This window comes from Microcystis sp. M109S1, from assembly GCF_020247025.1.
In the GTDB taxonomy this organism is placed as follows: domain Bacteria; phylum Cyanobacteriota; class Cyanobacteriia; order Cyanobacteriales; family Microcystaceae; genus Microcystis.
Genome location: NZ_JADBRW010000417.1, coordinates 1 through 17345, shown reverse-complemented (window position 1 = coordinate 17345; position 17345 = coordinate 1). Strand labels below are relative to the sequence as shown.

Here is a 17345-nt window from a genome sequence, read left to right as displayed (position 1 = left end):
TTTTGTGGAAGCCTTGGAAGCTTTTCGGACAGCGATGTCTTTCCGTTTCTTTGAGTGGCTGACCGAGAATCGGGATGTGTTTGCCGCTTACAAAGCCAGTTTAGGCTTTGTTTGGGCTTGAAATTTGTTTAAGTCCCACTAAGTAGGGAGGCACAATTATTTGTAGGATGGGTTAGCGCACTTCGTAACCCATGCGGGCGTTGGGTTTCATGCTTCAACCCAACCTACGTCTAGGAAGTCACACTGATTGGTCCCTCATCTCCCTCCGTCATGGAGGCTTTCCCTTCAATTAATTTCTAAGTGCGAGTAGAGAGTCACTAATTCTACCCGTGTCACCAAAGGCATGGTATTCCGTCAACCCCGTTAAGCTTTTTTCACGAAAATAACGTCTTTTTCGACCTTGACTTGATAGGTGGTTAGATTGCGTTTTGGGGGTTTATTCGTGACGACCCCAGTGGCGGTAAATTTTCCCGGATGGCAGGGACAAGCTAAAATCTGTGCGCCAGTATTCCATTTCACTGTACAGCCTTCATGGGTACAAGTCGGGTTTACTGCACTGATCTTTTTCGTCTTTTTCTCCCAGATTAGGAGCAAGGAGCCGACCGGGGATTTTTTATCCAGAAAACTGCCTTTGGCTTCCAATTCTTTGAGGGTAATGCCCGTCACTTTCACAAAGCCGTCCGCCGCTTGGGCCGGGGTCATCTCTTGGTCGGTAGCCGTCCCTAGGATTTCTGGGGCGCAGGCCATGGCTCCGCCAACACCAACGAGGGCAACAAATTCACGACGATTCATGGGATTAGGTTTTTTCCAACAGCAACGTTAACTTTTAGTGTACCGTAGAAGCTCTTTCCATTCAATTAATTTCTAAGTGCGAGTAGAGAGTATTCTTGGAAGAATAATCCTGAGCCTCTTACTCACTTTCCATTCAATTAATTTCTAAGTGCGAGTAGAGAGGGCCAGTAAGCAAACGCCTGACATTGATTATTATTCATTCTTAATTCTCCTGACTCGGAGAATCCTGACTCGGAGACTCCTAATCCTAACAACAATTTTTAGTTTTCACAAGAGGTCTAATGAATCCCCTCGTCAACTATTTTCGCAACCTGCAAGAAATCCACTCCTCCCAAGCAGCGGTAAAAGAAACCTCCTACTACGGCACTCTCGAAACTCTCCTCAACGAAATCGGTAAAACCCTAAAACCGCGAGTCCGCTGCATTATCAACCTCAGAAATCAGGGTGCAGGATTGCCGGATGGGGGACTCTTTAACGTCAATCAATTCCCCAAAAATCAAGAATTAGAGGCTTTTACGGCGGTTTTTCCCGAAAGAGGTGCGATCGAGATTAAGGGAACCAAAGAAGATATCAAAAAAATCGCCGCCAGCGAGCAAGTACAAAAATACTGGCAAAAATACGGTCAAGTATTAGTCACCAATTATCGCGATTTTCTGCTCATTGGTCGCAATAGCCAAGGTCAACCGGTAGAATTAGAAGCCTATAGTTTAGCCCCGTCAGAAGCCGAGTTTTGGCTAAAAACCTCAAATCCATCCAAATTTGCCGCCGAACAGGGTGATAGCCTCTTAGAATACCTAAAGAGAGTGCTTTTACAGGCGGCTCCTATCACCTCACCGGCTGATGTTGCTTGGTTCCTCGCTTCCTATGCGCGCGACGCAAAAGCACGCTTAGAACATCATTCCGATCTTCCCGCTCTGGCCAATATTCGTCAAGCTTTAGAAAATGCCCTAGGTATCAAATTTGAACAGGAACAGGGAAATAAATTTTTTCGTTCTACCCTCGTGCAAACCCTCTTTTATGGTTTATTTTCCGCTTGGGTATTATGGCACAAGCAAAACCCCGATCGCCAGGATAATTTCGATTGGAAATTAGCAGCCTACTATCTCCATGTTCCCATGTTAGCGATTCTTTTTGAGCAGATCGCCGCACCGAGTAAGTTAAAATCTTTGGGATTAGTAGAAGTCTTGAACTGGACCGGTGCAGCTTTAAATCGAGTGCGACGAGAGGAATTTTTTCGTCAATTCGATGAAGGACAAGCGGTACAGTATTTCTATGAACCATTTCTGCAAGCTTTTGATCCCGATTTACGCAAGGAATTGGGAGTTTGGTACACTCCTCCGGAAATTGTTCGCTATATGGTAGCGCGAGTCGATCGAGTTTTACGAGAAGAATTAAATATCGAGGACGGTTTAGCTAATCCCGATGTTTATATTCTCGATCCTTGCTGTGGAACCGGCGCTTATTTAGTCGAGGTTTTGCGCTATATTACCGATACTTTACAGGAAAATGGGTCGGGGGCTTTAGCCATGGCTTTGGTGAAAAAAGCAGCGATAGAAAGAATTTTCGGTTTCGAGATTTTAACCGCTCCTTTTGTCGTCGCTCATCTACAATTAGGTTTATTCCTGCAAAGTTTGGGTGTACCTTTAATAGAAGATAGTGAACGCGTCGGGGTTTATCTGACTAATGCTTTAACCGGTTGGCAACCCCCAGACGAGGAAAGCAAACAGAAAATTCAACAGCTACAATTAAATTTTCCGGAGTTAAATAAGGAACGAGAGGCAGCTGATGAAGTTAAGCGCGGTAAACCGATTTTAGTTATTCTCGGTAATCCTCCCTACAATGCTTTTGCTGGAACCAGTCCCACGGAAGAAGCAGGTTTAGTGGAAGTATATAAACAGGGTTTGATCTCCGATTGGGGGATTAAAAAGTTTAATTTGGATGATCTCTATGTGCGCTTTTTTCGTTTAGCAGAAAGATGTATCTCTGAAAATACCGGTAAAGGAGTTGTTTGTTATATTTCTAATTTTTCCTATCTCGCTGATCCTTCTTTTGTGGTGATGCGGCAAAGATTTTTACAAGAATTTGATCGTCTTTGGTTTGATTGTCTCAATGGTGATAGTCGGGAAACAGGAAAGTTAACCCCCGAAGGTAATCCCGATCCTAGTGTTTTTTCTACTCAATACAATAAGGAAGGGATTCGAGTCGGGACAACTATCGGATTAATGGTAAGAAAGGAAGTAAGGAATAAAAATATTGATGTCTATTTTCGCCATTTCTGGGGAGTTTCTAAACGAGAACAGTTATTAGATAGTTTAAATAATCAAGATTTTGATGATTTTTATCAAGTATCTAAACCAGAACAATCTAATCGTTATTCTTTCCGTCCCTCCGATGTTTCTTCTCAATATTTAGCATGGCCAAAGTTAACAGATTTATGTAAAGAACCACCTAGCAATGGATTAATGGAAAAAAGGGGAGGAGCATTAATTGATATTGATAAATCAAGTTTAGAAACAAGAATTAAAATGTATTATGATACTTCGATAACATGGGAAGAACTGAAAACCTTAAAAACTGGATTAACGGAAGATGCCGCTCGTTTTGATGCCAAGAAAGCTCGAATTAAAATCATAAATTTAGAATCTTATAATTCAAAAAATTTACAACGATACATAATTAGACCTTTTGATGTTAGATATTGTTATTATACTGCTGTTCGTCCTTTATGGAATGAACATAGACCGAGCTTATGGTTACAATGTTGGGAAGGAAATTCATTTTTAATCAGTCGTTTTAAATCGGCAAAAACTTCGGAAGGTTCACCCTTTTATTTTGCGATAGGATTATCTGACGATCATCTCTTATCTCCTGATGCTTCCTGTTTTCCTATTCGTCTAAGGACTAAATTAACTGAAAATAAAACAGCCACACTATTCAATACACAAGAATTTATCGACACCACTCTAACAGCTAATCTCTCGGAAAAATCTCGTCAATACTTAAAGCAAATGGGTATTAATAATCTCGAGGAAAATATCGAGAATGCTTCCTTAATTTGGCTGCACGCATTAGCTATTGGTTACTCTCCCTTATATTTACAAGAAAATGCCGACGGTATTCGTCAAGACTTCCCAAGAATTCCCCTTCCCAATAGCCAAGAATTATTAATTAAATCTGCCGAACTAGGACAAGCGATCGCCTCTCTTTTAGACACAGAAAATCCCGTTATAGGAGTGACAAAAAAACCGACTCCTGCACTGCAAAAAATCGCCTTTATTTCCTGCACTGATGGGGTAAATTTAAACCCAGATAAGGGAGATTTAATTATTAACGTTGGTTGGGGACATGGGGGTAAAAATGGCGTGACGATGCCGGGTAAAGGAAAAGCGATCGCAAGACAATATACAACCGCAGAAATGAGCGTAATTAGCCCAGAAATGCGAAAATTATTAGGAACGAAAACCTATGATATTTATCTCAATGATCGAGCCTATTGGCAAAATATACCATCCCGGGTATGGGAATATACCATCGGGGGTTATCAAGTCATTAAAAAATGGCTAAGTTATCGCGAGGAAAAATTATTAGGACGGGGATTAACTATCGCAGAAGTGCAGGAAGTAAGCGAGATGACTAGAAGAATTACTGCGATTATTCTCTTAGAATCAGACCTAGATGATAACTATCAAAATATCAAAACAGCCGTGTATTCTTTTTAACTTAGTGTCAGCAGAATTCCCTCGCTTTTAGCGATGGGATGAATGCTGATACTAAATCGGTTGAGTACAGGCTAGTTATGAGACGAGGCACTCATGCAAGGGGCAAAAGGGGAAATAAATAATCAGTTTTTAATAACAGGGTTTAGTATGACATTCAGTTTTCTTCCCATCCTCCAAGGATTGGATGATTGAAGCCTTCTGCAGCAAAATAATATCTGTGATTGCCATCAAAACTGTTATATTATAGAAAAATATTGCTGAGATTTTTTCTATGCCTCTAATTAAAATTCAAACTTCTGTCACCTCCCTCGATGATGAGACGGTTAATCAACTTTTGCAGAGTCTTTCGGCTAAATTAGGTAAACATCTCCGGAAACCGGAATCCTATGTGATGACAGCTTTAGAATCGGGTATAAAAATGACTTTTGCTGGCACTTTTGAGCCAGTGTGTTATGTGGAGATTAAAAGCGTTGGTTCTATTTCTCCTGCTCAAACTAAAAGCATGAGTAGTGATTTTTGTCAAGAAATTGAGGCTTATTTAGGAATACCGAAAAATCGTATTTATTTTAACTCTCTGGTTAAGATTTTTGCCTGTTCAATCCAAGCTAACATCACCGCGATCTCGGGACATAAATCGCGTCTTTGCAGATTAGCCACCTGAAAGCGGAGAATCTGTCGATGCAATTGCTGAATTGATGTCTGTGCCAATTGCGGGATGGAAGCAATACCGGCATGAACCAGCAAACCGCAGTATTGACAACCCACGGCGGGAATCGAGGCTAATTCCGCCATTGCCACCCACTTATTAATATGTTTAGCCTGGATTTGCATTCTTACTGCTAATTTTTCCTTACCCAATTGCGGACGAACTTTTTGCAAAAGTTGTGCGGTGGTGTCGATACCGCAATCCTTTAATTTTTGGCAATCTTGGTCACTTAACCCCGGCAAATATTCAATTAACCAGCTTTGCCTGTGGATAAGTTGTGATCGATTCATCGAAATTATTAACTATTGATAAGTAGATTATACCAGTTAAGTAGGGAGGCACAATTATTTGTAGGATGGGTTAGCGGTAGCTTAACCCATGCGGGCTATCGATTATGAAGAATACATCAGTATTTATAATTTAGTAATTGAATTAATCAGAAATTTTAAAGATGATCTATTAAATGCCGCCGTGACAGAACAGTATAAAAAAGTCAAAAGTATATAGGGTTAATACTAAATCCGTTGAGTATGCGCTACATATCAGAACAGGCAAAAGGCAAGAGGCAAAAGGGGAAATAAATAATCAGTTTTTAATAACCAGATTTAGTATTACTCCATGACTATCAAGAACTGTTGAAATAGTAGCAAGAGACGAAGTGACTAATCGGAGTAACTTGTTTTTTGTCTCTGCCAAATTCTTATCTTCTGTATTGCGCTGTAAACTTTGAGTATTATAAATTTTTTTAATTAATTCTTCACCAGCAGAAAAAACATTACTATCGGAATATTTGGTTGTACTGGCTTCTTCAAAAAATATATTAATTCCCTCTGACCATTCAGCTTTTAACTCTGAGTCATCTACTTGCTCTAATAGATTATTACTAAGAGATTGAAGTTCTTGAAGCTGCGTTTTGACATGAGGTGCTTTCGCATAAATTCTTCCCCAAGTGGCCAAAAAATCAAAAGTTTGTTCGGCAATTAAAGGGGTTCCGTCCGCAAGACTAACTTTAAAAAAAGCGTCGAGGGCAGGGGCAAGAAGCGCAAAAATTGGTAATTCCCAACTATTGACAGAAGCGGTAAGAACAAGTAGGCTGATTCTAGATGGACTATCAGGGGGAATACTATTGCGAGATAAAATTGACGCAATAAATAACCAAACAACCTCATTGTTAATCTCGCTGTCATTCTGTAGAAGCTTACGTCCCAATACTCCTAAGCCGATTTCTGAAGCTTCGATCGATCCCAGTGCCAACAGATCTGCAAACTCTCTAACATGACTATCCACCCTTCTCAGATTGCCGAAAGCTCTATCAATTTCTTCTCTAGCGTTATCGCTATCGCCAGAGTCTAAAAATTGTTGTACTCTTCTAAGCATCGTTGTCATTCTGTTTGGGGCGAAGGGATAAAGGTAAGACCACTGCGAATTTCAATATCTACACGGGCGTTTTTAGTTTTACGTTTAGAATCCTGCCTCTTGCTGGATATCGTCTCCTTGAGCTTGTACCCTCCCACGATAAGGTTCTGACGAACTCGACATAGTGAACTACTCTCAACGGAGTTGAGAGCTTCCTATTTCACGGGGGATTGCCTCAAGACGGATTTGCGTCCACCTTTTGGTCTTACATCCCCTCCATAGGCAGTATCGCTAGTTCCTAACGACAATATCCGTAAGGCTTCATCTCTGATATTTATCGCCGCATTTATGTCCCGGTCATGGATTGTTTTGCAATGCTCACAAGTCCATGTTCTAACATCAAGTGGCAAACTACCCACTTGATTTAGGCAGACATTACAAGTCTTAGAACTAGGAAAAAATCTATCAACTTCGATATATGTTTTCCCTTCCCATTCTGCCTTGTATTTAAGCATTGTACAAAACATTCCCCAACCACAATCGCTAATAGCTTTAGCTAAATTGTGATTGCGTACCATGCCTTTGACATTGAGATTTTCTACCGCAATAACTTGGTTTTCGTTAACTATTTTACGGGATAGCTTGTGTAGAAAATCTTCACGACATCTTGAGATTTTAGAGTGAACTTTAGCTACTTTATGTTTAGCTTTTTGACGGTTGATGCTTCCTTTCTTTTTACGGGATAGCTTCTGTTGTTTACGCTTGAGATTGCGCTGATGTTTGGCAAAATGTTTAGGGTTATCGTATTTACTACCATTGCTGGTAATAGCAAAATGAGTTAATCCTAAGTCAACTCCTATTGCTTTTCCATCGGAGGAAGGATGAGGACTTTCTTTTCCATCATCAACTAAAATAGAAGCGTAGTATTTACCGTCTGGGTTTTTTGAGATAGTAACGGTTTTAATTGTCCCTTCAAATTCTCGATGTCGAACACAATAGACTAACCCAATCTTTGGGAGTTTTAAATAGTCCTCTTCAAACTTAACGTTGGCAGGATAGCTAATTGATTGCCTACCGTGTTTAGATTTGAATCTAGGTAATTTAGCTCGCTTTTCAAAGAAGTTTTGATAGGCTTGCGATAAATTCAAAGCAACAACTTGTAAACACTGAGAATAAGCATCTGTTAGCCATTCGTATTCTTTTTTAAGACTAGGGAGTAGTCCTTGAATATAACCTCTAGTTAATCCTTTTCCTGTTGATTGATAGGTTTCTTGGCACAAATTGAGGGAATAATTCCAAAACCAACGACAACAGCCGAAACTTTTTGCTAAGGCTATTTCTTGCTCGGTATTGGGATATATCCTGAACTTGTACGCTTTGTACATGGCTGTTATCATGAATTTACCTTTATGATAACATAGGTTTTGGGAATTGTCTATATGTTGGTCAGCATTCATCCCGTCGCTAAAAGCGAGGGACTTCTGCTGACATTTAATTAAATGTTCAAATTTATTCATTTAAGACAATTATATAGTAATTATCAGCAAAAATGTCAAACAAAGCCCAAATACTTGATTAGAATCAATTATCAAAAGTTTAGCTATAAAATTATGTAGAATGCTTTCGACGACGTACTGGGAAATTACCTGACAAAAAAAAGTTGATAAAACCAAAACGGTCTATCAACTCTTAAAATTATCTATTCAAGAACTAAAAATTAACGTTCTTGAAAGACGATTTTTTTGTCCAAGGAAGGACGGTTATTCGACTTAGAGGGGTACTTACTACCACCACTGCGGGGAGTTTTATTAATCACAGGTTTACTGCTCGTCGGTGCGGGAACTTCCCAATCAGTTTTCATCCACTGGGGACAATTTTGATCGTAGATCATTTGCAGGGCAGCCGCCGCGATCGCTTGGGGATCGTATTCTTCACTTAAATCCCGCACTAAGGGCAAGAAAGAAGCCATCCGTTCCCCCGATAAAGCCTCTTTTAGCTGATTTTGCAGCTTGGCTAGGCGTTTTGCTTCTACTTCGGCGCGACTAGGAATGGGACTAGATTCCAGACGTTGACGCAGACGCTGTTCAATCTGACGCAACAAACGCCGATCGATCGGTTCTACTAAAGATATAGCAGTTCCCGTTTTACCGGCGCGGCCCGTGCGGCCAATGCGGTGAATATAGGTTTCGGCATTATCCGGCAGATCATAGTTAATAACGTGGCTGAGATTTTCCACATCTAGACCGCGGGCCGCGATATCCGTGGCTACCACTAATTTAATTTTGCCCTCGCGGAAACGTTGCACCAGTCGTTCCCGTTGCACTTGGCTTAAGTTACCGTGGTATTCATCCACCGTTTGCCCCGCTTCTTGCAGTTTGCTGGTTAATTCGGCCGCGGTTTGCTTGGTGCGGACGAAAATAATCGCCGATTCTAGGGGTTCGATCTCTAACAGGGGTTGCAGGACTTTTAATTTCGTCCAACCGCGAGGGATCAGATAAATTTTCTGCTCGATTTTAGCAGGAGCGGCCTGGGGTTGAGAAACCGTCACAGAAACGGGAGATTTCAAGAAATTAGCGATTAAATCGCGGATTTCCCGGGGCATAGTTGCCGAGAAACAGGCGGTTTGACGGGTGGAGGGGGATGCTTGCAGAATTTTCTTAACATCATCGATGAAACCCATACTGAGCATTTCGTCCGCTTCATCGAGGACTACCCAGTTTAGGGATTCTAGATGGAGTTTTTTGCGATCGAGCAGATCGATTACCCGGCCGGGAGTCCCGACCACAATCTGGACACCTTTTTCCAGACTGCGGATCTGACGTTCCATGGATTGACCACCACAGACTGTCAGGATAAAGAGACGACGATCATCAGAGAAATCTTTGATGGCGCTGGCTACCTGTTGGGCTAATTCCCGGGTGGGGGTGAGGATTAAAGCTTGAACGTTAGGATTTTTGGTGTCCATGCGTTCCAGTAAAGGCAGGGAATAGGCGGCAGTTTTGCCGGTTCCCGTTTGCGACATTCCTACCATGTCATGGCCTTCTAACAGGAGAGGGATGGCTTTGGATTGAATTTCGGTGGGGGTGGTGAATCCAAGCGTTTCTAGGTGTTGAAGACGGCTATCGGATAAACCTAAATTGTTGAAACCAGTGGTCATAGGGATTGTTTTGTGGGAATTAAATTAGAAAAATGGAAAAATTAGACTATTTCGCCGTAGAGATCGTAGGTATCGGCCGAAGTAATTCGGACCTGTACGATCGCACCTAGAATCGCCTCCCCTGTCACATAAACCAAGCCATCCACTTCCGGGGAAAAACGAGCGGAACGCCCGATTAACTCCCCTGTTTCTGGGTTTTCCTGTTCGATGAGAACATCGACAGTTTGACCGATATAAGCTTGATTTTTGCGCTCCGAGATTGGTTGCTGAGTTAACATCAACCTTTCGCGGCGTTCGTCCATAATTGCCTGTGGCACTGGATTGGGCAGGTCAAAAGCGGCTGTACCTTCTTCGGCGGAGAAGGTAAACACCCCGACGTGATCGAACTCATGACGCTTGACAAATTCCAGCAGATGGCTGAAATGTTCCTCGGTTTCTCCGGGGAAACCGACGATAAAAGTCGTTCGTAAAACCGCGTTCGGGATAGCTTGCTTGATCCGCTCGATAATGCCATCGTTGACTCGTCCTTGCCAGGGACGGTTCATCGCCCGCAGGATGTCGGGATGGGAATGCTGTAGCGGCAAGTCTAGATAGGGTAAAACATTCGGGGTCTCTCGGATCGCCTCGATAACCTTTGGCGTTAACCCGGTCGGGTAAGCGTAGTGAACGCGAATCCAAGGTATATCGACTTCTCCCAGCGCTCGCAAGAGTTCCGCTAATTTGGGTTCGCCATATAAGTCTAACCCATAATTGGTTGTTATTTGCGAAATGAGAATTAATTCTTGGACTCCTTGGCCGGCCAATTGTCGCGCTTCGGCCACAATGGACTCGATCGATCTCGATCGCTGATCGCCGCGCAGGTGGGGAATAATACAGAAAGCACAGCGATAATCGCAGCCTTCGGCCACCCGCAGATAGGCGACTCCTTCGGTAGTGGTGCGATAACGGGGTAGATTTTCATCAGCGAGAAAAGTGGGATCGGCGCTGACTTCCTTGACTCGTTCTCCCGTCTCTACCCGTTCCACGATCTCGACGATTTTCTGATAATCTCCCGTGCCAACAATGGCCACGGCTTCCGGCAATTCCGTCAGGAGTTCATCTTGGAAATGTTGGGCCATACAGCCGGAGATAATAATTTTTTTATTAGCTTCCGCCAGTTCCACGAGGGTGCGAACGGATTCTTCTCTAGCTGCTTGAATGAAACTACAGGTATTAACGATAACGTAATCGGCCAACTCCTCGTCATTATCTACGGGATAGCCAGCCTTGGCCAGCAGTCCTAACATATGCTCGGAGTCGATCCGGTTTTTCTCACAGCCTAGGTGTGAGATAGCGATGGTTGGCTTATTGCCCATGCGATCGAGTATCAACCAAATCTTAAACTTCTCTTTTAATGTTAAGACATTGTGAACTACTCTCAACGGATTTGAGAGCTTCCTGCTTCAATGGGATGCGCTTTCTACCTCGAAAGATAGCAAGTCTTACCTTCCCTCTACAGGCATCCGTCCTAGTTCCTAAGACCCACACTTTTTCTTGCAACACGACCCGTCGAGCTTGGTTATCGCTTAAGGAATAGTGGTCAAGACCTGTTTATGATAACATAGTTTTTTGGAATTGTCTATATACAAAGTCAGCATTCATGAGGGGAACTGTGGGGCGAATTACTTCGCCCCTTTAAAAGCCCTGTCCCATCGCACTAAGCGCTTCGGGACGAATGCTGACAGTAAGTTAAAATAATTTCCCCCCTGGGTCCCGTGGCTAGGCCTTGACCCTGTTAAAATGGGTGAGCGGCGCCTGGTTGGGGACGCTAAGAGTAGTAGACGCTGTGAACTTAATTGCAACTTTCAAGACAAAAAACCCGATTATTGGCGTGGTTCATCTCGCCCCCCTGCCCACTTCCCCCCGTTGGGGTGGTAGTCTCAAGACGGTGATCGAGCGGGCTGAACAGGAGGCGACGGCCTTGGCTGCCGGTGGTGTTGATGGTTTGATTATCGAGAATTTTTTTGATGCCCCCTTTACCAAGCAACAGGTGGATCCCGCCGTGGTTAGTGCCATGACTTTAATTGTTGATCGCATTAAAAATCTGGTGGTCTTACCGATCGGTCTTAATGTTCTCCGCAATGATGCCCATAGTGCCTTAGCGATCGCCACCTGTGTCAATGCCCAATTTATTCGAGTTAATGTGCTAACGGGGGTTATGGCTACCGATCAGGGCATTATTGAGGGTCAAGCCCACGAACTCCTGCGTTATCGGCGCGAATTGGGGTCTGAGGTCAAAATTTTAGCGGATGTTTTGGTTAAACACGCCCGCCCCTTGGCAACTCCTAATCTGACTACGGCAGTTCAAGATACGATCGAACGGGGACTAGCAGACGGGGTGATTCTCTCCGGTTGGGCTACCGGTAGCCCCCCTAGTTTTGAGGATTTGGAACTGGCAGTGGCGGCGGCCAAGGGAACACCGGTTTTTATCGGCAGCGGGGCTGATTTGGACAATATCGGGCGGTTACTGCCGGCTGCTGATGGGGTGATCGTGGCTAGTTCCCTCAAGCGTCATGGCAAAATTACTGAACCGGTGGATCCGATCCGGGTGTCGCAATTTGTGGAAACGGCCCGGCAGATCAACGATCAAAAAGCAAAAATTAATAATTCTCTCCCTTCTTTGCCTCTGTCCACATAACCCCTTGCTAGAATGGCGGATAGTTTCAGGGGATAGCTATCCTAAGTTTTTAGGAATTGAAAACGTCCTAATTAACACAATATCGTTACGGGATTTTTCCTTTCGACAAAGTACATTTCGATTTGTGAAAATCTCATTAAGTAACGATTTCCCTCCTGACTCCTGACTCCTGAATTCTGCTGTAATTTAATCTAAATAATATTATGCGTCGTCGTTCTGTACCTTGGATTCATCGCTACTCCCGGCCCCTAATTGGGGGGGTTTCGATCGTGGGGGCGATTCTGACCGGCTATTTAACCATTACCAAACTGACGGGAGGGGCTGCTGCCTGTACCGCCGGGGCTAGTGATGGGGCTGGTTGTAGTGGTGTTCTTAATAGTCCCTACGCTACGGTTTTCGGGCTGCCCTTGAGTTTGTTCGGTTTTTTGGCCTATATGGCCATGGCGGTTTTTGCCCTCAGTCCTCTATTTATCAATGGGGAAACTCAGAAAAATCTCCGCAAAAGTTTAGAAAATAATACTTGGTTATTGCTGTTAGCAGGGGCGACGGCGATGGCGGTATTTAGTGGTTATTTAATGTATATTCTAGCCACGGAATTAAAGGAATTGTGTCCCTACTGCATCACTTCGGCTTTGTTCGCTTTAACCCTATTAATTCTCACAATTATCGGGCGCGAATGGGAAGGTTTAGGACAAATTATACTGCCGATGGTTGTAGTGGCAATGATTACTTTTGTGGGAACTTTAGCGGTTTATGCGGGAGTAAATTCCCCCACGGTGGCAGGAGGAAAAGAAGAAATTACCCGGCCAATGACAGCTGCTACACCCCCGTATGGTTGGGAAGTAACCACGGTTTCGGGAAAAGCAGAAATCGCCCTAGCTAAACATTTAAAAGCAATTGGTGCGAAGGAATACGGGGCTTTTTGGTGTCCCCACTGTTACGATCAAAAACAGTTATTTGGTAAGGAAGCTGGAGAAATCCTCAAAAAAGAAGGGGTTTATATCGAATGCGATCCCCAAGGGGTTAATGGTAATCCCCAAGCTTGTCGCGATGCCGGAATTAAAGGTTTCCCCACTTGGATTATTAAGGGTGAAGAATATTCGGGAACCCAAAGATTAGAGAAATTGGCGGAGATTTCTGGTTATACTGGCCCGATGAATTTTAAATATACAGTTCCGGGGCGCAAGTAGAAAAATATTGAGGGGTTGAACCTGGTTCAGCCCCGACATTTTATAGTGTTTGTTCTCTAGATAAAGTAGAACTTGAATTTTGTTCTTAGCAATAGAGGGAGATTGAAAGTTGCCAGATTTTGATCAACCTATACCCCAAGAAAAACTTGACATTATTGAGAAAAATAGAGCCAATTTATTTGCTTGGCGAGGTCAGTTTTCACCCCAACTGATTGAAACTATATTAACTTATTATTGCCCATCTAATTCGGTCATCCTCGATCCTTTTGTGGGTAGCGGCACTGTTTTGCTAGAGGCAAGTTATTTATCCCTAGAAGCTTATGGATTTGAGATTAATCCCGCTGCTTATATCATGAGTCATACCTATGAATTTATCAATGATTCTCAAAAAAAAGAAGTTCTTAAAAACCTGAGAAATATCATCGATCAAGAATTTCCTTTGAGAATTTTTGAAGTCAGTGACCAAGTAGAAAATTTAGTAGATAAATTGCAAAATACTAGGAATATGCTACCGGATCGGTCAAAGGTTTTATTTGATGCTTTGGTAATCATTCTTGATGTATGTAAGAATAAAATTACTCAGGAATTTATTCAGAAAAAATTTTCACATCTTAGCAATATAATTACTAATCTTCCCTACTCTCAAAAACCGATCAGGGTTGGATTATCTGATGCTCGTTCTCTCCCACTAAAAAATAATCAGATAGATTTTGTTGTGACTTCTCCACCCTATATAAATGTTTTTAATTACCATCAAAATTATCGTCAATCTGCTGAAATCTTAGGATGGGATTTACTCAAGATAGCCAAGTCAGAAATTGGTTCTAATAGAGCAAATAGGAGTAATCGTTTCTACACTGTAGTACAATACTGTTTAGATATGGGTGACATTTTAAAAGAACTGGCAAGAGTCAGCAAGCAGCAAGCAAGAATTGTTTTAATTGTAGGACAAGAATCTAACGTTCTTGGCGTACCTTTTTATAATGCTGATATTATTGAAAAAATAGGTATCAAAGCCAAGCTATTTCAGAAAGTATTAAGACAAAAAAGAAAATTTAAGAATAAATTTGGTAAAGTTATTATAGAGGATATAATTAATTTTATCAACTTAAATAATCAAGTTAGTCAAGAGGTAATAGAACAAATTTCTAGAGAGGTAGCATTCGAGGTATTGGAAAGCAGTAGGCTTTTTGTATCTTCAGAAAACCAGCTATGTTTAGAATCAGCAATTGCCAAAGTCAATAATATTCAAAGAACACCAATTTTAGATAAGAGATTATATATTGATCCTGTTAATATTTGAACATCAACAAAAATACATGAACGAATTTTCTCGTCCTCACTACACAAAAATAACTGCCTGTCTTAACAATCCTCGGTTGCCAGAATCTGATCGGGAACGTTTAGAAGAAGCTATTATAAAATATCGCCAGTGGATTATCGAGTTAGAATCGATTAATTCTGGTCAAGCAGATGCAGTAGAAAAGCTAGTGTCAGCTACTAACCGATATAAGCGTTTTATTGAACTTGACTTGATTTTTGATAGTTCAGATAACTTTTTGTATAGACAGAAAGGACAGTTAAAATTAGATAATACTATATTAGAAGAATTTTTACCGCAGCTGGTTTTCCGTAGTTTACAAGGAATAGATAACTCTTTTGAATTGGGTCCAAGAAATACCTTCTCTGGACTAAGTTTCCTATCCTCTCTCGGCAATATTGGTCAAGGTGGTCAAGCAAATATTAGAAGCAAAAATCAGGATTTTATACTGGGCAAAAAGTTATATCTAAAGTCATCTTTTGAGCCAGAATTTCAAAATCATGAATTGATTGAGTCTCATCTTGGCTATGTTTGTGCAGAGTGCAAAACTAATTTAGATAAAACTATGTTTCAGGAAGCTGTAGCCACAAGTAGAGATTTAAAAATTGCCGTTCCTAACTCTTTATATTTTTTGATTTGCGAATTTATTGATATGACACCAGTTTCAATAATTTCTACTCAAATTGATGATGTGTTAATTATACGAAAAACTAAGCGTATTCCCGCTAATCTTCGACAAGAGTATCGCTCCTCAAAAGCAAGACAGCTGCACAGACAGGAATATGTAGATTTTTTGGATGCTTCTCAATATTATCCCGATGTGTTTCAAAGGATGATCGATAAAATACAAACTCATATTGATAATACAAATCCATCACTGGAAAATGTTTTATATCAAGGATATTTCTAAAAATTTTCTCGACATCAAGTTTAGCTAATTTGATGTATAATCAAGATGTAGATAAGTTGCTAATTATTGGTTATGACTCAGGTAAATCTACAAAAAGCCGCTAATATTCTCGGTGTCACTACCGCAGAAATACTAACATGGCAAAAGAAAAAATTAATCAAAGGTCAGAAAATCAATCAAGTTGATTGGTTATTTGATCTCGATCAATTAACCAATCTTAAAAATAACCAATCCCCCGGAGAATTGAGAATTTTAAAAACTGTTGAGCCAACTAATTACACGGTTATTGAATTATTTGCTGGCTGTGGTGGTATGGCTTTAGGTTTGGAAAATGCGGGACCAAAAACGCAATTACTGGTGGAAATTAACCAAGATTGTGTTAATACTTTAAGACTTAATCGACCGCAATGGAATGTTATAAATCAAGACATAAAAAAGATTAAATTTTCTGATTTTAGAGACAAAATAGATATTGTAGCTGGAGGTTTTCCCTGCCAACCTTTTAGTTATGCTGGGTTAGGGAAAGGATTAGAAGATTTGAGAGGGAGCTTATTTTTTGAGTTTGCTCGTTGTTTACAGGAAGTGCAACCTAAAATCGCTATGGCCGAAAATGTTCGAGGATTATTAAGCAATAAAAAAGGAGAAACCCTGCAATTAATGCTGCAAGCTTTACAGGAAATCGGTTATTATGCTGCTTATCAAGTTTTATCGGCTCAATTTCTCGATGTTCCCCAAAAAAGAGAAAGATTAATTATTATTGCCACCCGTCAAGACCTAAATATTAAACCCATTTTTCCCCAATATAAAAACTATACTATTTCTTTGAAAAAAGCTCTAGAGAATTGTCCAATTTCTCTAGGAGTAGAATATAAAGAAAGAAAAAAAGAGATTATGTCCTTAGTTCCCGCAGGAGGAAATTGGCGGGATTTGCCGATGGATATTCAAAAAGAATATATGAAAAATAGTCTCAAAAATCACGGAGGCCGGACAGGATATGCTAAAAGATTATCTTGGGATGAACCGGCTTTAACTATTACCTGTAGTCCGGCACAAACCCAAACAGAAAGATGTCATCCCCAAGAAACTCGTCCTTTGACTGTGAGAGAATATGCACGAGTGCAGTCCTTTCCCGATGATTGGCAATTTACCGGTAACTTAACCTCTCAATATCGACAGATTGGTAATGCGGTTCCCGTTAATATGGCCTATCATCTTGGTGGCTGTTTAATTAATATGTTGCAAGGGGATTATCTGGGGGAAACACAGCCAAAAACTGAACAGTTAAGCATTCCGGGGTTAGAAGTTAATTAATTTTGACTAAAAGTAAATAGCGCTTGCTGAATAAATGTGAAATGTAGGCAAGGTAAGGGTTTTAGGGCTTTACGAGCGAAACAGGTGCAAGATTTTGAGAGAATCGTGCTTCAAAACCTTGCGTCTTCATCGGCCCGCGTCCTGTAGGGGCGAAGCATTCGGGCAATAACCTATCGGTGAAACCGTAGATTTTCTATCCGAATGCT

At 41.4% G+C, this 17345-nt stretch carries 14 protein-coding genes; 8 read left to right on the top strand and 6 right to left on the bottom strand.

What is annotated here, in order from left to right:
* Positions 1-363: 363 nt before the first annotated feature.
* Positions 364-792 (bottom strand): QcrA and Rieske domain-containing protein, encoded by a 429-nt coding sequence (locus tag IM322_RS20405; protein WP_024968456.1) that lies wholly within the window; start codon positions 790-792, stop codon positions 364-366.
* Positions 793-1073: 281 nt separating this feature from the next.
* On the opposite strand from IM322_RS20405, the gene IM322_RS20400 reads away from it, so the two are divergent.
* Positions 1074-4511, top strand: coding sequence for a type ISP restriction/modification enzyme (locus IM322_RS20400; RefSeq protein ID WP_287674562.1), 3438 nt, complete (start codon positions 1074-1076; stop codon positions 4509-4511).
* A 271-nt stretch (positions 4512-4782) separates the two neighbouring features.
* Entirely contained in the window at positions 4783-5172 is a 390-nt protein-coding gene (locus tag IM322_RS20395; RefSeq protein WP_287674561.1) for a phenylpyruvate tautomerase MIF-related protein, read from the top strand.
* On the opposite strand, the gene IM322_RS20390 is transcribed toward IM322_RS20395, so the two are convergent.
* Complete coding sequence (locus tag IM322_RS20390; RefSeq protein WP_287674558.1) at positions 5073-5507, bottom strand: DUF4332 domain-containing protein; 435 nt, start codon at positions 5505-5507, stop codon at positions 5073-5075. The two genes, IM322_RS20395 and IM322_RS20390, sit on opposite strands and share 100 nt — an antisense overlap.
* A gap of 88 nt (positions 5508-5595) precedes the next feature.
* Between IM322_RS20390 and IM322_RS20385 the strand changes: the two genes are divergently transcribed.
* On the top strand, positions 5596-5724 hold the full coding sequence (locus IM322_RS20385) for a hypothetical protein (protein ID WP_261779304.1): 129 nt from the start codon (positions 5596-5598) through the stop codon (positions 5722-5724).
* A gap of 78 nt (positions 5725-5802) precedes the next feature.
* Here the strand turns inward: IM322_RS20385 and IM322_RS20380 are convergent, their stop codons facing one another.
* From IM322_RS20380 to rimO, 4 genes are all read right to left on the bottom strand, one after another.
* Positions 5803-6594: a hypothetical protein gene (locus tag IM322_RS20380; protein ID WP_287674556.1), complete on the bottom strand. Its 792-nt coding sequence runs from the start codon at positions 6592-6594 to the stop codon at positions 5803-5805.
* A 194-nt stretch (positions 6595-6788) separates the two neighbouring features.
* A complete protein-coding gene (tnpB, locus tag IM322_RS20375) occupies positions 6789-7958 on the bottom strand; it encodes an IS200/IS605 family element RNA-guided endonuclease TnpB (protein ID WP_287674564.1) in 1170 nt (389 codons plus the stop codon).
* 332 nt (positions 7959-8290) lie between these two features.
* On the bottom strand, positions 8291-9730 hold the full coding sequence (locus IM322_RS20370; RefSeq protein ID WP_287674554.1) for a DEAD/DEAH box helicase: 1440 nt from the start codon (positions 9728-9730) through the stop codon (positions 8291-8293).
* Positions 9731-9771: 41 nt separating this feature from the next.
* Entirely contained in the window at positions 9772-11085 is a 1314-nt protein-coding gene (gene rimO, locus IM322_RS20365) for a 30S ribosomal protein S12 methylthiotransferase RimO (RefSeq protein WP_287674563.1), read from the bottom strand.
* 470 nt (positions 11086-11555) lie between these two features.
* Here rimO and btpA point away from each other — a divergent pair, with 470 nt between their 5' ends.
* The 5 genes from btpA (at position 11556) to IM322_RS20340 (ending at position 17139) form a co-directional block, all read left to right on the top strand.
* Positions 11556-12407: a photosystem I biogenesis protein BtpA gene (gene btpA, locus IM322_RS20360; RefSeq protein WP_287078231.1), complete on the top strand. Its 852-nt coding sequence runs from the start codon at positions 11556-11558 to the stop codon at positions 12405-12407.
* Between the two features lie 203 nt (positions 12408-12610).
* Positions 12611-13597 (top strand): vitamin K epoxide reductase family protein, encoded by a 987-nt coding sequence (locus tag IM322_RS20355; RefSeq protein ID WP_287674553.1) that lies wholly within the window; start codon positions 12611-12613, stop codon positions 13595-13597.
* Positions 13598-13706: 109 nt separating this feature from the next.
* Positions 13707-14900, top strand: a complete 1194-nt coding sequence (locus IM322_RS20350; protein ID WP_287674550.1) for a DNA methyltransferase — start codon at positions 13707-13709, stop codon at positions 14898-14900.
* A 16-nt stretch (positions 14901-14916) separates the two neighbouring features.
* The gene (locus tag IM322_RS20345) at positions 14917-15828 is read left to right on the top strand and encodes a Bpu10I family restriction endonuclease (RefSeq protein ID WP_287674548.1); all 912 of its coding nucleotides are present in this window, start codon (positions 14917-14919) and stop codon (positions 15826-15828) included.
* Between the two features lie 72 nt (positions 15829-15900).
* Positions 15901-17139, top strand: a complete 1239-nt coding sequence (locus IM322_RS20340; protein WP_287674546.1) for a DNA cytosine methyltransferase — start codon at positions 15901-15903, stop codon at positions 17137-17139.
* Positions 17140-17345: the final 206 nt, after the last annotated feature.